The sequence below is a fragment of the Acetobacter musti genome (assembly GCF_011516835.1).
GTDB classification, from domain to species: domain Bacteria; phylum Pseudomonadota; class Alphaproteobacteria; order Acetobacterales; family Acetobacteraceae; genus Acetobacter; species Acetobacter musti.
Map to the genome: position 1 here is coordinate 1 of NZ_WOTB01000006.1, position 14,467 is coordinate 14,467.

Consider the following 14,467-nt stretch of genomic DNA (forward strand, 5'->3'; position numbering starts at 1 on the left):
CATGCGGGCTGCACGGTCACGAAACTCAGGTGGAAAACGCTTCGATTTGTTGCTCATGAATCCTTCTTACCTCTCGGGTCGTTCCGTCTCCACAAAACCCGGGGCAATTCACTTGCGCAACGGATACAGTTCCAGGCTCTCAACCGTAGCGCCGGCCCCGCTCGTTTCCAGACGAAGGAAATCAAGCGGCGCAGCCGGATAAATCAGCGCCGTTCCAACCGAAAGACCGCCATTGGCAAAAATCTCCAGTGTACTGGCGTCAAGAATGATCCGGACGGAGAAATGCCGGTCATCAGGATTGAGAACGGTAGAAAACTCACCCGTGAAAAACGGCTGTGCAAAACCATGCAGATTGTCCCGGTCAAGCCAGAGCTGACCCGAAAAGGCATCGAAGCCAATGGTCAGCGTTTCCCCGTCATCGTTGCCAAAGACGATAATGAACCGTCCGGTCCGTCCCTTGTCACCGAGAGGCAGGTTGGCAGGCCGTTCATCAACCGTCACGCTCATGGTCAGATCAAGCGCCACCCCCGCTGGCAGCACGACCTGAGCACTCGCCCCCGCCGCCAGGCGATGAACCGGGAAGGGAAGCGGCGCCCCCCGCACCGCCTCCAGCCCGCGAGGCTGCTGTGCGAGCCGAAGCCAGCCCGCAAAATCGCGCCGCAGAGTCATCGACCGCGGCACGGTCATGGCCCCCCGCCAGCTCCGCGTCGGCAGCTCCTGGCAATACTGCCAGTTTCCGAGCCACGCCACGGAAACGGCCTCGTCACGCGGCATATTGTTATAAACCTGCAGCGCGTAAGCATCTTTAGCGAAATCAGTCAGACCGATAACCGTGTCGTCGGGAATAAACCGCGTGCCGTCGAACTGACCGACGAAATACTGGGTAATGCTGCCGCCCGCCGGCCCTCCCGGATTGACGGAAACAAAAAGAACCCAGCGCGACCCGCCGCCCTCAACAGCAATTTCAATGAGATTCGGACATTCGTAATCCACGCCAAACAGGCCGGACGGACCAAAATCACTGAGATGAACCCAGTGAATCAGATCGATCGAGGCATAAAAGGCAATCTGATGCAGCCGGGCTCTGGCAACCACCATCACCCATTGATTCGTCGGCCTGTGAAACTGAACCTGCGGGTCGCGGAACGAATTGCTGCCAATATCCAGAACCGGATTGTGCTCATATTCGGTAAAGGTCAGCCCCCTGTCCCGGCTGATGGCCAGAAACTGCGCCTGCCTTACTGGACTGGCTCGCGTATAAAGCGCGACAATACCGCCTTCGCCAGGCGGAAAGAGTCCGGTCGCATTGTGTTCGTCGATAACGGCACAGCCGGTATAAGCCTCGCCGTCCTTCGTCTCCGGAATGGCGACGGGCTGATCCTGCCAGTGCAGCAGATCGGAGCTGGTGGCATGTCCCCAGTGAACCCGTCCGGCATAGGGCGCGAAAGGATCGTACTGATAATAAAGATGATACTGCACACCATCGAAAACGAGCCCGTTCGGATCGTTCATAAACCCCGTCACCGGCGTAAAATGGACCGTCGGACGATACAGCGTGTCACTCTGAGTTTTAACCACCGGGCGAAATACCACGCCAGGCTGATCGGCGGGAGAGGGATGGGAGGCATTCGGTTCGGCGGCGCGGTCATGATCCGGCGCCTTCGGTGCAACGGGCTGTGACGGCCCCGACGACGCACCCGGCCCGTCAGCCGCACGCGCTGGCCGCGTAAACGCGACAGCGCTGAATGTGGCAAGAGACGTCAGCGCGCGACGGCGGTCCGGATCAGGTTTCAGTTCATCTGTCATATGGTCAGTCTAAGAGCCGCGACGGCGGGATGCCAGATGGCGTGTTTTGGGACTAGCCGCACTCGCATCGGGGTGGCACCTTCCCGGCGGTCACCTAAGGAGGATCCGATGTTCAGTCATGTCGTGCTCGGTAGTAATGATATCGAACGGTCCAAAAAATTTTACGACGCCATTTTTGAAGCGATCAGCATTCCGCCATCGGAAATCAACGCGAAAGGCCGGCTGGTCTACGCGCATCACGAGCAGAAACTCATGATCGGCAAGCCCATCAATGGCCAGCCCGCAACGCCCGCCAACGGCGGCACAGTCGCGTTCGGTGTCGGCAGCGCCGAACTCGTCGAAGCCTGGCACCGCGCCGGCGTGGCAAATGGCGGTGTAACCGCCGAAGATCCGCCGGGCGTGCGGAAAGGATCTGCCGGAGACCTCTATCTCGCCTATCTGCGGGACCCGGACGGAAACAAGCTCTGCGCAATGTACCGGCTGCCCGTCGCCGGATAACGATATCCGGAAACGAATACCCCGGAGGCTCTCCCTCCGGGCACCGGTCTCAGGGATGCCGGGCGGAACCGGTTAACACCGTCACCGGATCAGCCCCGTCCGGATTAATGAAGCTCAGTTCAGCGCCTTCTCAGTCGCGAAGTCAGTCCTGAAAACCGGTCGAGAATCTGGTTCAGCATATCCCGCCGGAAGCCGGCCAGCAGCATGAGATAGACGCTGCACATGACAATACCGATTGCCAGACATTGCAGCAGATCGCTGTTCCGTATTCCGGGCAGCAGCGCACAACCCAGCCCGGCCGCCGCGGCGATACCGGAAAGAACGGCCGGCATCGCGTAGAACTCGAAAACAGTGGTCCATGCGACCCCGGCGCCGATCAGCACCAGATAAGAAAACGCCGGCGGATAGGTGAAATAGTAAAGAGCAACCGCCAGCGCGACCCCCATGGGACCGTCCAGCCAGCCGCCAAGCAGAACCATGCCATAGAAAACCGGCGTGGAAACCAGCGCATACCGGAACGCCCGTGTAAACTCCCGCCGCGCGCTGAGAAACGCTCCGGTAATCCAGCTCATGGCATCAAAGGGAAGCCCAAGGCTGAGAATGACGACATAAGGAACAGCGGCCATCCAGCGCTCGCCAAACAGAAAATGCAGTCCCGGCTGCGCGAGGGCGGCCTGAAGGAAACAGAACGGCATCACGAGATACCCCAGCAGGCGACTGGCCCGGACAACAGCTTCCCTCTGTCGTACAGGATCGCCGCGAAACTGGGTAAGAGCCGGGAAAATCACGTTGGTCACGTTTCCCGCCAGCATCCGCACTGGCTGGGCAGAGAAACGAAACGCGAAGAAATAGTACCCGATCGTCGTCTTCGACGCGATCAGACCCAGGACGATATAATCACCCTGATTAACCAGCTCTATCAGCGTCCGGCTGAGCAGAACAACCGTGCTGTTGCCGAAAAGATAGCGCAGCTGAGACACCCGGAACCGCCGGTTCGTACTGGGCGGAGAACGACGCCAGAACCAGACAGCCCGCGTCGCAGCGACAATCGGGAAGGGCAGGGCAAACGCATAGGCCCGCATGCCACAGGCTGCAAAAAGAATTGTCAGCAACTGAAGCGCAAAGATATCAAACGTGTTGTAGGTCGCGAGAAAACGAAAATCCATCTCCGCCCGGATACACACAGACGGAACCGTCGCCAGAGTGCGGAGCGGCGTCGCAATGGCAATCGCGATAATAAGCCCGACAAGATCCGGCGAGTGATACCAGCGCGCCGCATACGGCGCGAACGCGATCATGCCGATCATGCCGGCCACACCAATGCCGAGACTCAGCCAGAAAGCCGGCGTGGTCCACTGCCCGATGCTCTTCTGCCGCTGGAGCAGCACATCGTCGATGCCAAAACTGATCAGGGAGTTGGCAATCCCAGTCACCGTATAAGCCAGCCCGATGGCGCCGAAATCCTCCGGCATCAGCAACCGGGCAAGAATCAGTTGCGAAACAAAGCCGATCCCGCGCGCAGCGAAGCTCTGCACGACAAGCCACAAAAAGCCACTGGTGGTACTCTGCCCGACACCGGAGATTTTGCCGCGAGACGCCGTCATGCCGCGCCATCATCCGCAACGACAGCCGACCCGGCTGCCTCGTCACTTTTTACATTCACGAAAACATCCTGGCTCGCGATGACCGCGAAGTTGCAAACAACAAAAACACACCTGCGATCTGACTAGGATAAATTTCTTCCGTCCCGCAAGATCGTTTATCCCGTCATCCGAAAGCAAAATCCGTCATGAGGAAGATAATCCGGTCATCAGTATTCTGCTCCTGGTTTTATAAAACGGGCACTCCTGTCACATCTGCTCCAGCCAGGTCTGATGTAGCCTGTGGATAGTTTCCCACAGCATGATCTGTCCGGATCACGGACGAAACAAGACAGCCGCTCTGCATCCATAACCCGAACCGATCTGCGTCCTGCGACTTAACGGAAACGGGAACATCAGGGATCAGAGTGCTCCGTAGCCGGCCATCCGGCAACCGAACGGCTTTTCCAATGTCGTCAGAAAAATCCGGAATCAAAACTTAATCCGCTGGGAACGAACATTTTCATGATTCATTTATGGCCATAAATCAGCTTCCGCGGAAGACATGATTTGATCCATCCCCGGACACGATCCGACAATATCCCCCTGAATGCGGCACGTCCCGCCATCACAGGCCAGCGCCTTACCTCGGTGAGCATAAAGGCATCCACGGGATGTCCCGTGATCAGCAGGCGGATGGACGCGGAGAGAACCGCTTCACGGAAAACGACACATTCAGAAGAATGATAAACCGGAAGATTCCGCGAGATAGTCTCACGAATAAAACGGATATCCTGCCGGTCCGGTTCATAATCACGGTAGTAACAGGTCTCCAGAAGCTTCGCCGATATCGCCAGCGCAAGCCAGTTCTTCTCATCAGATGAACACTGTTCGGCCAGGATAAGGTACATATCCGCGAGCGATCCGGCGGCATTCATGCGGCCGGACAGTGCGTCGGTAAACTCTATGTCCGGCAGGCCTTTTCGACGGCGCTGCGCCGACAGCGCGGAAATCTGCGACCAGACAGCAAGCTGACGCCCGCGTATAATCGAGGAACTCGAAATGCTGCCAGCGTGCATACGATAGGCACCAAGCTCTTCCGGTAAAACATGTAGAGACCCAAATTTCCGTAAACGCCAGTAGAGATCAGCATCTTCCGCGACAGGAAGTTTCCTGTAACCACCAGCTTTTTCCAGAGCGTCCCGGCGCATCATCAGCATGGGCTGCATGATATAAGGTTCGTTCGCCGGATAACTGTCATCACGGACAAGAGACAGGTCTTTCGCCCGGATAGCCTTCGAGGCAGGCGCGCCTCGCTCATCAATCGTTCTGGGCAAAGATGAAACGGCAACACAGTCAGGATTCGCCTCCAGCCAGGCAAGTTCCTTTTCAAAGCGATCCGGATCAGAAATGTCGTCCGCATCATGGCGTGCGATATAAGGCGCCGTACAGAGGGCAAGACCGGCGTTTACCGCGGATACAATACCACTATTTTTCTGAGTAATAATTGTTATTCTGTTATCTGTGTGCGCAAAAGATTCAAGAATTTCGTGACTCTCATCAGAAGACCCATCATCCACAATAATAAGCCGGAAGTCCTGTAATGTCTGACTGAGAATACTCTGAATGGTTTCGGGAAGAAATTTCGCACAATTATAAGTGGACATTACGACGTCAATGCGATTGCCGGACATTGAATTCCTCTCTGAGCTGAGATCATTCCTGTTAATGATACAAGCCTCACTCCTGCCGACACGCAAATTCGATGAAGCAGCGCCGGTGATAAAGGCAGTTTTTAAGATGAAGGGCAATCTTTCCCGGACCCGCGATCAACAGTCGGGTTCAGTCCGACTGCGATAAAAGCGGTCAGGGACGGCAGCAAAGAGAAAAACTCCGCCGAACTGTCGATTAAAATTCCCGGCCGGGAAGCGCTATCCGGGCCATTAGCAGTCCGGTTCTGCCTCCACGCGATACCGGCAGTCGCTCCGACGCGCACAGAACCTCTGACTTCCTGCAGTGACACACAAACCGCCACTATCCTCGCAAGCCAGTCCAGCCGGAGAATAAAATCGCGTCAGTCAGGGTTACGCCGCTGACCGGCGCCCCCTGCCACGAATTTTCTTCAAAGGCGTCCTGATCGCCTGCGGTGCGGCAATGCGAAACAGAATACGCGCCAGAAGATTCGCTCTTCCGGGGGAGGGGACAATACGCAAAGCATCCCTGATCCGCCTCGATATGGCCATTCTTATGCCAGCCGAGATCAGCGCCTCCCGGAAAACATCGTAATCTGAATCCCTGTAAAGCTTCTTTTCAAAAAAGGCCGAAGTCTGAATGAATTTTATATCATTCCCGGTCGGCTCGAACGGCCGGTAATAACAAAGCTCCAGAAACTTCGCGCAGGCCGCCGACTGAAGCCACTCCTTTTCCGGCAGGGACAGTCCTCTGGAAGCCTCGAAGAAAATTTCCGTAAATTCCCGCGCCGCCCGGATGCGAGCTGACGCCTCTCCGGAGAAATCAATATCCGGTTCATTTTTCGCCCGCCGCTGATCCGACAAAGCCGCCAGCTGCGACCACACCGCCATCTGGCGCCCGTTTACGACCGACGCCGAAGACAATGATGTCGGGTGCAGCCGGTAATCTCCGAGAATTTCACGAATAATATGCAGTTTTCCAATCTCCCGGAGCCTCCAGTAAAGATCGGAATCCTCGGAGTTATAAACCTTCCGATAACCCTTAACGGCCAGCAGCGCGTCGCGGCGAACCATCAGCAGCGGGTGCAGCAGATAAGGCTCATAAGCCGGAATAGCAGAACTGTCCGCCCGTTCGATCATTCTGACAGTCGAAACCGATCCGGTGGGCCTGCCTTCCGCATCGATATGGCGCGCCTGCGCACTGACCGCGACACAGTCCGGATGAGCCGTCATCCACTCAAGCTGCCGCGTAAACCGCTCGGGATAAGAAAAATCGTCCGCATCATGCCGTGCAATATAAGGCGCAGTACACAGCGCCAGCCCGGCATTGAGAGCAGAAACGATCCCGGCATTTTCCTGATAATGGTATATTATTCTCGCATCTTCCTTTTGCTGATCGAGAATAATATCGCGCGTTCTGTCCGTCGATCCATCATCGACTATAACGATTCTTGTATCTGTTACTGTCTGCTCCCGAATACTCCTGATGGAGTCAAGAATATAGGACTCAGCATTATATGCGGGTATAAGAACGTCTATTTCCGACATGCCATCATGCTACATTTAAAGTGAATTCTGAATTGTATGTCGGGATAATCCTCCAGTATCAAGTTTATATATTTATTTTATGTCTAAAAATATAGAATAAAACAGATTATGTATTTCGTTGATCTTTATATAAACTTGATGTTCGTATGCTTATCTGGTGTGTTTATTTGAGTTTATCAATAAACATTGCTTGGCAGGATCAATAATCTTGAGCAGGACCGGAGACGGATTTTCGGACGCGCGCGTTGCACCGGTAACGCTGCCCCGAACCCGCATCGTTCCCGACCCGTTACCAGCATCAGGACTCCCGGAAGCAGACATATTAACAGCGCCCCCGCTTTTCCCCATCGACGAGCTCCCGCAGGCGGACGACCGCACCGCCCTGACCTGCCTCATCCGTCTCGCCATGCCCCGGCACGAAAGCCCGGAAACCCTGGCCGACACCCTGCTCACCCGCTTCGGATCTTTCGCCGCCACGCTCACCACCACAGATCAGGCGCTGCGATCCGTCGCCGGAATCGGCCCTCATCTCCTGTCAGCAATCCGCGTCATGCAGGAAGCCGCCCTCAGACTTCACCGCGCAGCCCTGCGCGACCGTGAAGTGCTGTCAGACCGCCCGCGCCTGTACGAATACCTCTCAGCCGTGCTGGCCCGTGAGGTCATCGAACAGTTCCGGATTCTGTTTCTCAGCCCGGACGATCACCTGATCGCCGACGAAGCCCAGGCCAGAGGAACCGTCAACCATACACCCGTCTATCCGCGCGAAGTGGTGCGCCGCGCCCTCGAACTGGGAGCGGCGTCGCTGATTCTGGTCCATAACCACCCAAGCGGCGATCCCACCCCATCCCCGGACGACATCGCGATGACCCGTCAGGTCGGCGCAGCGGCAGCCGTGCTGGGCCTGACAATTCGCGACCACATCATCGTCGGCAACGGCCAGTGGCTGAGCTTCGCCGAAAAAGGCCTTCTGTAAGACGCTTTACTGTAAGACAAAGTAATCCGGAATAACCGGATCACTTCTGCTTCTCGAACGCCGCCGCGATCCTTAGTGTCACCTCATCCCCCACCAGCGGAACATATTTGCTCACACCGAACTCACTCCGCCGGATCGTCGTCGTCCCTTCGAACCCGACCGTCCAGGCCTTGTCCATCGGATTGACACCGCCACCGATAAACGTGGCATTCAGCGTCACCGGACGCGAAACACCATGCAGAGTCAGAATGCCCTCGATCTCCGCAGAGCCGGTTGCTGTCGGCGTCACCTTCGAGGACACAAACGTCGCTTTCGGATATTTCGCCGCGTCCAGCCAGTCCGTTCCGTTGAGTTCTCCCGTCAGCCGCGCACTCGTCGTCTGCACGCTTCCGATCCCGATCGACACGTTCAGCTTCGCGTCGGCAATATGCGCCGGGTCCAGCGTCAGCGTTCCCGCCGCGTCCGAAAACAGCCCCGTATAATCGGTAAAACCCATATGCAGGACCGAAAACACAACCTGCGTGTGCGCCGGGTCAGCCGTATATACACTACTCGGAACCGTTGCCGGAATGGGAGCGGCCAGCACGGAACCAGATGTGACGACCGCACCAAGAGCCGCGAACATCGTATTTCTGAAAGCAGTTTTCATTGTCTTTATCTTTCTGTTGTTCTCAAAATCGATACACTCAGCCAAAGCGAAACCCGGACAGGGCCTTGCCCCGCACCGTATCGCCATAAACATGCCGGCCCCGGTCAGATCCCGCAGCGCCGGCAGCCACCATCAGCGGCAGCAGATGTTCCTCACGCGGATGACAGATCCGGGCCGCCGGCGCCTCTTCCCATCGCAGTAAAGACGCATTGCGTTCAGCCGGAGCCGCCGTCACCGCCGCGACCAGCCAGGCATCAAACGCACGGGAAGCCTCGTCAGCCGCAGGCACACCCGGTCTGAACAGACGCAGATTGTGAAAGCTCATGCCGGTAGCGACAATCAGAACATTCTCGTCCCGAAGAGCCTCAAGCGCCTCACCGGTCCGCAACTCCTGCTCAGCATCTAGATCAGAGCCAAGCGAAAGCTCGACAACCGGAATATCCGCATCCGGAAATGCCAGCATGAACGGAATAAAGACCCCGTGGTCGAAACCCCGCTCTGCATCTCCGGCGCTCGCAATACCAGCACCAGCAAGGAGCCCCTGCACGCGCGCAGCAAGAGCAGGCGAACCGGGAGCCGGATATTTCAGACGATAGGTATGCTCCGGAAAGCCATAATAATCATAGATAAGATCTGGTGTTTCCCCGGATGTCACTGTGGGTATTCCCGTCTCCCAGTGCCCGGAGACTGCCAGAATCGCATCAGGCCTGCGGGGCAGGGCAGAGGCAATACTGCGCAGATACGCGCCGAGATTTTCCCAGCCCGGATCATCCATGAAAAAGCACGGCCCGCCTCCGTGCGGAAGAAACAGCACAGGCTGACGAAACACATGTTCTCCGGAAACACCGGTCATTTCCACCTCCGCCGGAACAACTGACACATCGCCCGGCACAGGACCCGGCGCACAATCCCCGAACTGAGTAATGACGCCAGACCTGGCGCCCACATCAGACCGGTCAACAACAGACTGGGCAACCGCGTCCGGTATGTTAATCCTCATTCCATGAAACTCATCTCACACCATAAGTGTGAGATACCAGGCACTGCGAGGGATGATGCCGGACCGTGTAACAGGCATGCAGGTTTTCGTCCGCGTCGTCGCGCAGGGAAGCTTCGCCGCAGCGGCGCGGACCTTATCGCTCTCCCAGACAATGGTGACACGCCATATCTCCTCGCTGGAAGACAGGCTCGGAGTCACCCTGTTCCACCGCAGTACAAGGCGACTTTCCCTCACGGAAGCCGGACAGATCTATCTCGACGGCTGCCAGCGCCTGCTGGCCGATCTCGAAGGCATGGAACAGGAAGCCAGCGCCGGACGGATCGAGCCACGCGGACGCCTGCGCCTGAACGTGCCCGTCTCCTTCGCCATCCGCTACGTCGCCCCCGTCCTCGCCGAATTCAGCCGCCGGTATCCGCTGGTCCATGTCGAACTGGGACTGGATGACCGGGTCGTGGATCTCATCGCGGAAGGATGGGACCTTACCCTCAGAATCAGACAGATGGCCGCCAGCAGCCTGAAGACGCGGAAACTGGCCGCCATCCGCTTCGTGGTCTGCGCCGCCCCGTCCTATCTCGCAAAATGTGGAACACCCCGCGCCATCGCGGACCTCGAACAGCACGCATGTCTGAGCTACACCCTCAGCGGCGTCACCGGAATGAACCGCTGGAGTTTCGGCACCGACGGCAGCCGGACAGTCCCCGTCACCGGCCCGCTCAGCGCCAGCAACGGCGACGTCCTGCGCGAGGCAGCGATAGCAGGGCAGGGGATCGTCTATCAGCCACTTTTCATCGTCGCGGACGCCCTGCGCGCAGGCCAGCTGGTGCCACTCGTTCTGGACGCACCCCTGTTCGCAGGTCTTGAACTTCACGCGGTCTACGCACCCGCCGCGACAGTTCCGCCCAAAATACGAGCCATGATCGATTATCTGCTGGAATGCTACAGCCCGCATCCGCCATGGGAAACTGGTCTGCCAGAGGGAATAGTCTGACGCTGAATAAGAGACTGCTTCGTAAGCTCGCCTGTGAAACCTTCTGTCAGTTATAAAGCTGTTTCCGGTAAGGCTTTTTATCGGAAAGATTCGGGAAACGCCGCCTTTCTGAAAAAAGACGGCACCCAAAAACTTTTAATTTTTTAAGGACTTATCATAAGGCGTATCTTTGATACTGCCCGGAGTGAACAGATAACCGGGACGCAAAAAACATAACATCATCAGATCGTTACGAAATTTTTGTCCCTTCAGAACATTTGAAACAGTCCCTCACGAGCCACCCGGCACCAATCTGACGAAAGCGTGAAGATGCCACCGCAATGTCCTGTTTTGGCCGTATTCCGCCGCTTATCTCACGCGCTGATCCAACACCCGTTCATCGCCGGGAGTGCTGACGATGAAATACATAACACTGATCGGAATGCTGACGTCCGGCTTTTCGGGACCAGCCGTACACGCGCAGGACTATAAAACCCAGGTCGCAAACGCACGCTTCTTCAGCGACAGCGCCACGCGGCCGGTCACCGCAGCAGACGCCCGGACCCTGCATGCCGTCACATCCCTGAAACAGGATGACGAAATCTATAAAAACTCCTGCGGAGAAAAGGTTATTCCCCGAATCATGGACCTCCGCCTCGACGGCAGCCTCACTTCAGTCAGCGCCGTTTTCATCGGCAGCTCCAGGCAATGTTTTGGAAAAGCCGGCTACCGCGTGACACTTATCGACAACAGATCGGGCCGCACCATCGGCTCGGCCGTGGCGTCCGGAATCAGCGTCCTGCAGACACAGCATGGCGGCGTCTGCGATCTCAGCTTTTCCGGCCCCGGCACGTCCTCTTCAGTCTGGCAGTGGGACCCCGCCAGCAGCCGCTATCGTCACGTCACGGATGTCGGGAACCGGTAAACCTCCGGTCCGGCGAACAGGCGGGATCGGAGAATCCCGCCGCGCCCCTCTCAGCGACTCATCAGAACGGGAAGAGTCGCCTCCTCCAGAACATGTCGCGTCACGCCACCAAGAATCAGCTGCCGCAGACGCGAATGCGAATAGGCGCCCATCGCCAGCATGTCGGCGCCAAAATCGGAACACGCCCCCAGCAGTCCCCGCCCGACATCGCGATCAATAGGCGAGAACTCCACCCGGTCAGCGGCGATATCGTGCATCGAAAGATAATCGATCACCTCCCGCGCACTCGGCCCGCGACGCTGATAATCGCCGCAATGCAGAACGCGGACACGCTCCGCCGTGCTCGCCCAGGCCAGCACCCCACGCAGTGCCGACGCCGCCTCCGCCGTGCCATTCCACGCGATCGCAACCCGTTTGACCATGTGAGTCATCGGTTCCCGAGGCGCAATGACCGCCGGACGGCCACTGTCGAACAGCACCGCATGCAGCGCCTCCGAAGACGAAATCTCGTCACCGCTGTCCGGATGCGGAACCAGCGTGAAATCCGACAGCCGCGCATGCCACGGAACGATCTCGCTCTCCGACCCCTTGATGATGTTGAAGCTCATGCTGGGCTCGTCCTGCGGAAACGGAATCCGCGGCGCGACGACCGCAATCCCGCTCCGTTCGGCAAAGGTCTCGAACGCATGATGCACGGCACGCGTCCGCTTGCTGCCCTCGCGCTCAGCAGCGGACATCAGCTCCTCAACCATTCCGCCCGTAAGGCCTTCTCCCGCAAGAGGCGCAATATCCCGCCCGTCCGGGCTGACATGCAGAACGGCAAGATGGGCATTGAAACGACGCGCCATATTTCGCCCGAGAATAAAAGCCGCCTCAGCATTCTGCGCACTGCTCAGCGGCAGCAGGATCTTTCTGACAATCTTCATGGCTTTCTCCTGCCCGGCATTGACGACACATCCGGGGCGCGGTTCCGGCGACCCGTATTGCGGCGAATATACGACATTAACGCGTCAGACTGCATGTAGTTACCGTAATGACACAGGCTCCGGACGCCAGAGACCGGACATCGAAGACCGGATGACGACGCAGCAGAGCCATCCCCGGGAAGACACACCGGCTCCCGAAGCAGCCAGCCCGGACAACATGGTCAGGACCACAGCCAATCCGGACACAGGCCATCTTACGGATAAAGCCGCGTCACATCCCACGCGCCCGGACCCCGAAACACCCAGACAGCGCGGTCATGCAGCCGGTAAGGCCGGTCCTGCCAGAACTCGAACCGCTCCGGCCTCATTCGAAATCCCGACCAGTTCGCCGGACGAGGCACCGGCTTCCCGTCATATTTCGCCTCCACTTCCTCCAGCCGCCGCTCGAAAATGGCCCGGTCGGCCAGCGGCCGGGACTGGTCGGACGCAATCGCGCCAAGCTGGGACATCCGCCGCCGGCTGGCGAAATACACGTCGGCTTCCTCCGTCGTCACGGGAAAAACCGGCCCCTCGATCCGGATCTGCCGCCGCAGACTCTTCCAGTGGAACAGAAGCGCCGCCGCCGGCGTCGCCGCCAGTTCCCGACCCTTCCGGCTCTCCAGATTCGTAAAGAAGGTAAAGCCGTCCCGGTCCGCCCCCTTGAGCAGAACGATCCGCGCGTCAGGCCGCCCCTCCGGGCTGACAGTCGCCAGAGTCATCGCATTCGGATCGTTCGGCTCAGCCGCTTCCGCCTCCTTCATCCACACATGGAAAAGATCGAACGGATCGGCAGAGAGATCGATGAGCGGAGAGGTCGTGGTTTCAGATGCTTCTGCTGTCATGTTTTTTTCCCGCTGACCGTAACGGTCCGGCATATGGCGTGCATCCAGGGCCGCCCTGCCGTCCGTTTCCGGGGTTGTTCCTGCCGTCTGGTTGTGCAACGACCCGTGCCATCTTGTCATCTCTCCAGCCCGTTGAGGTTTCTGCATGTCTGAAGGCGCCGCCCCCCCTTCCGCCGGTGAACACCCCGTGACCGGAACACTGATGAAGGGTAAGAAGGGCCTCGTCATGGGCGTGGCCAATGACCGCTCAATCGCCTGGGCCATCGCGCAGGCCGTCGCGGCACAGGGCGGCGAAGTCGCCTTCACCTATCAGGGCGAAGCGCTCGGCAAACGCGTGAAACCCCTCGCCGAAAGCATCGGATCATCGCTGGTCCTCCCCTGTGACGTCTCCGATGACGCCGCCATCGACGAAACCTTTGCCATCCTCGAAAAGGAATGGGGAACGCTCGATTTCGTCGTTCACGCCATCGGCTGGGCCGACAAGAAATATCTCCGCGGGCGCTACGTCGATACTCCACGCGAAGCCTTCCTCACCGCCATGGATATCTCCTGCTACTCCTTCACCGCCGTCGCGAACCGCGCCTCGGCGCTGATGAAAAACGGCGGCTCCCTGCTGACCCTCTCCTATCTCGGCGCGGAACGCGTCATGCCGCATTACAACGTCATGGGCGTCGCCAAAGCAGCCCTGGAAGCCTCCGTGCGCTACATGGCCGCCGATCTCGGGCGTGACGGAATCCGCGTCAACGCCATCTCAGCCGGTCCGATCAAAACCCTCGCGGCCAGCGGCATCGGCGATTTCCGCTACATCCTCAGATGGAACCAGTACAACTCGCCGCTGGAACGCAACGTCGCGCTGGAAGAAGTCGGCGGCGCCGGCCTCTACATGCTGTCCGACCTGTCGAAAGGCGTCACCGGCGAGGTCCACCACGTCGACAGCGGCTATCATATCGTCGGCATGAAAAACCCGCTCGCGCCGGATATCTCTGTCGCCGGAGACTGACAGTAATCAACCGGCAACACAGG

General features: G+C 58.2%; 13 protein-coding genes. 5 read left to right on the forward strand and 8 right to left on the reverse strand.

The genetic code is table 11. From position 1 onward, the window contains the following. Positions 1 to 108: 108 nt before the first annotated feature. Entirely contained in the window at positions 109 to 1,806 is a 1,698-nt protein-coding gene (locus GOB93_RS06020) for a glycoside hydrolase family 32 protein (RefSeq protein WP_173582603.1), read from the reverse strand. A 108-nt stretch (positions 1,807 to 1,914) separates the two neighbouring features. Here GOB93_RS06020 and GOB93_RS06025 point away from each other — a divergent pair, with 108 nt between their 5' ends. Further along, positions 1,915 to 2,304: a VOC family protein gene (locus GOB93_RS06025; protein WP_173582604.1), complete on the forward strand. Its 390-nt coding sequence runs from the start codon at positions 1,915 to 1,917 to the stop codon at positions 2,302 to 2,304. Positions 2,305 to 2,423: 119 nt separating this feature from the next. Here GOB93_RS06025 and GOB93_RS06030 read toward each other — a convergent pair whose 3' ends face one another. The 3 genes from GOB93_RS06030 to GOB93_RS06040 form a co-directional block, all read right to left on the reverse strand. After that, positions 2,424 to 3,908, reverse strand: a complete 1,485-nt coding sequence (locus GOB93_RS06030; protein WP_173582605.1) for a lipopolysaccharide biosynthesis protein — start codon at positions 3,906 to 3,908, stop codon at positions 2,424 to 2,426. Positions 3,909 to 4,414: 506 nt separating this feature from the next. Next, a complete protein-coding gene (locus GOB93_RS06035) occupies positions 4,415 to 5,578 on the reverse strand; it encodes a glycosyltransferase family 2 protein (protein ID WP_173582606.1) in 1,164 nt (387 codons plus the stop codon). Positions 5,579 to 5,968: 390 nt separating this feature from the next. Further along, on the reverse strand, positions 5,969 to 7,123 hold the full coding sequence (locus tag GOB93_RS06040; protein ID WP_173582607.1) for a glycosyltransferase family 2 protein: 1,155 nt from the start codon (positions 7,121 to 7,123) through the stop codon (positions 5,969 to 5,971). Between the two features lie 208 nt (positions 7,124 to 7,331). Here GOB93_RS06040 and GOB93_RS06045 point away from each other — a divergent pair, with 208 nt between their 5' ends. Then, positions 7,332 to 8,096: a JAB domain-containing protein gene (locus tag GOB93_RS06045; RefSeq protein WP_242010571.1), complete on the forward strand. Its 765-nt coding sequence runs from the start codon at positions 7,332 to 7,334 to the stop codon at positions 8,094 to 8,096. 40 nt (positions 8,097 to 8,136) lie between these two features. Here GOB93_RS06045 and GOB93_RS06050 read toward each other — a convergent pair whose 3' ends face one another. Beyond that, entirely contained in the window at positions 8,137 to 8,745 is a 609-nt protein-coding gene (locus tag GOB93_RS06050) for a YceI family protein (protein ID WP_173582608.1), read from the reverse strand. A 37-nt stretch (positions 8,746 to 8,782) separates the two neighbouring features. After that, positions 8,783 to 9,598: a DODA-type extradiol aromatic ring-opening family dioxygenase gene (locus GOB93_RS06055; RefSeq protein ID WP_173582757.1), complete on the reverse strand. Its 816-nt coding sequence runs from the start codon at positions 9,596 to 9,598 to the stop codon at positions 8,783 to 8,785. 202 nt (positions 9,599 to 9,800) lie between these two features. Between GOB93_RS06055 and GOB93_RS06060 the strand changes: the two genes are divergently transcribed. Beyond that, complete coding sequence (locus tag GOB93_RS06060; protein ID WP_173582758.1) at positions 9,801 to 10,733, forward strand: LysR family transcriptional regulator; 933 nt, start codon at positions 9,801 to 9,803, stop codon at positions 10,731 to 10,733. 397 nt (positions 10,734 to 11,130) lie between these two features. After that, on the forward strand, positions 11,131 to 11,637 hold the full coding sequence (locus GOB93_RS06065; RefSeq protein ID WP_173582609.1) for a hypothetical protein: 507 nt from the start codon (positions 11,131 to 11,133) through the stop codon (positions 11,635 to 11,637). Between the two features lie 50 nt (positions 11,638 to 11,687). Here the strand turns inward: GOB93_RS06065 and GOB93_RS06070 are convergent, their stop codons facing one another. Both GOB93_RS06070 and pdxH read right to left on the reverse strand, forming a co-directional pair. Then, complete coding sequence (locus tag GOB93_RS06070) at positions 11,688 to 12,563, reverse strand: universal stress protein (RefSeq protein WP_173582610.1); 876 nt, start codon at positions 12,561 to 12,563, stop codon at positions 11,688 to 11,690. A gap of 254 nt (positions 12,564 to 12,817) precedes the next feature. Further along, the gene (gene pdxH / locus GOB93_RS06075; RefSeq protein ID WP_173582611.1) at positions 12,818 to 13,444 is read right to left on the reverse strand and encodes a pyridoxamine 5'-phosphate oxidase; all 627 of its coding nucleotides are present in this window, start codon (positions 13,442 to 13,444) and stop codon (positions 12,818 to 12,820) included. A gap of 145 nt (positions 13,445 to 13,589) precedes the next feature. On the opposite strand from pdxH, the gene fabI reads away from it, so the two are divergent. Further along, the gene (fabI, locus tag GOB93_RS06080; protein WP_173582612.1) at positions 13,590 to 14,444 is read left to right on the forward strand and encodes an enoyl-ACP reductase FabI; all 855 of its coding nucleotides are present in this window, start codon (positions 13,590 to 13,592) and stop codon (positions 14,442 to 14,444) included. Positions 14,445 to 14,467 lie beyond the last annotated feature (23 nt).

Bases quoted from the DNA above. Each gene is read 5' to 3' on its own strand.
- fabI (WP_173582612.1), top strand. From the start codon at position 13,590: ATGTCTGAAGGCGCCGCCCCCCCTTCCGCCGGTGAACACCCCGTGACC.
- GOB93_RS06060 (WP_173582758.1), top strand. From the start codon at position 9,801: ATGCCGGACCGTGTAACAGGCATGCAGGTTTTCGTCCGCGTCGTCGCG.
- GOB93_RS06040 (WP_173582607.1), bottom strand. From the start codon at position 7,123: ATGTCGGAAATAGACGTTCTTATACCCGCATATAATGCTGAGTCCTAT.
- GOB93_RS06055 (WP_173582757.1), bottom strand. From the start codon at position 9,598: ATGACCGGTGTTTCCGGAGAACATGTGTTTCGTCAGCCTGTGCTGTTT.
- GOB93_RS06025 (WP_173582604.1), top strand. From the start codon at position 1,915: ATGTTCAGTCATGTCGTGCTCGGTAGTAATGATATCGAACGGTCCAAA.
- GOB93_RS06035 (WP_173582606.1), bottom strand. From the start codon at position 5,578: ATGTCCGGCAATCGCATTGACGTCGTAATGTCCACTTATAATTGTGCG.
- GOB93_RS06065 (WP_173582609.1), top strand. From the start codon at position 11,131: ATGAAATACATAACACTGATCGGAATGCTGACGTCCGGCTTTTCGGGA.
- GOB93_RS06020 (WP_173582603.1), bottom strand. From the start codon at position 1,806: ATGACAGATGAACTGAAACCTGATCCGGACCGCCGTCGCGCGCTGACG.
- GOB93_RS06050 (WP_173582608.1), bottom strand. From the start codon at position 8,745: ATGAAAACTGCTTTCAGAAATACGATGTTCGCGGCTCTTGGTGCGGTC.
- GOB93_RS06070 (WP_173582610.1), bottom strand. From the start codon at position 12,563: ATGAAGATTGTCAGAAAGATCCTGCTGCCGCTGAGCAGTGCGCAGAAT.
- GOB93_RS06030 (WP_173582605.1), bottom strand. From the start codon at position 3,908: ATGACGGCGTCTCGCGGCAAAATCTCCGGTGTCGGGCAGAGTACCACC.
- pdxH (WP_173582611.1), bottom strand. From the start codon at position 13,444: ATGACAGCAGAAGCATCTGAAACCACGACCTCTCCGCTCATCGATCTC.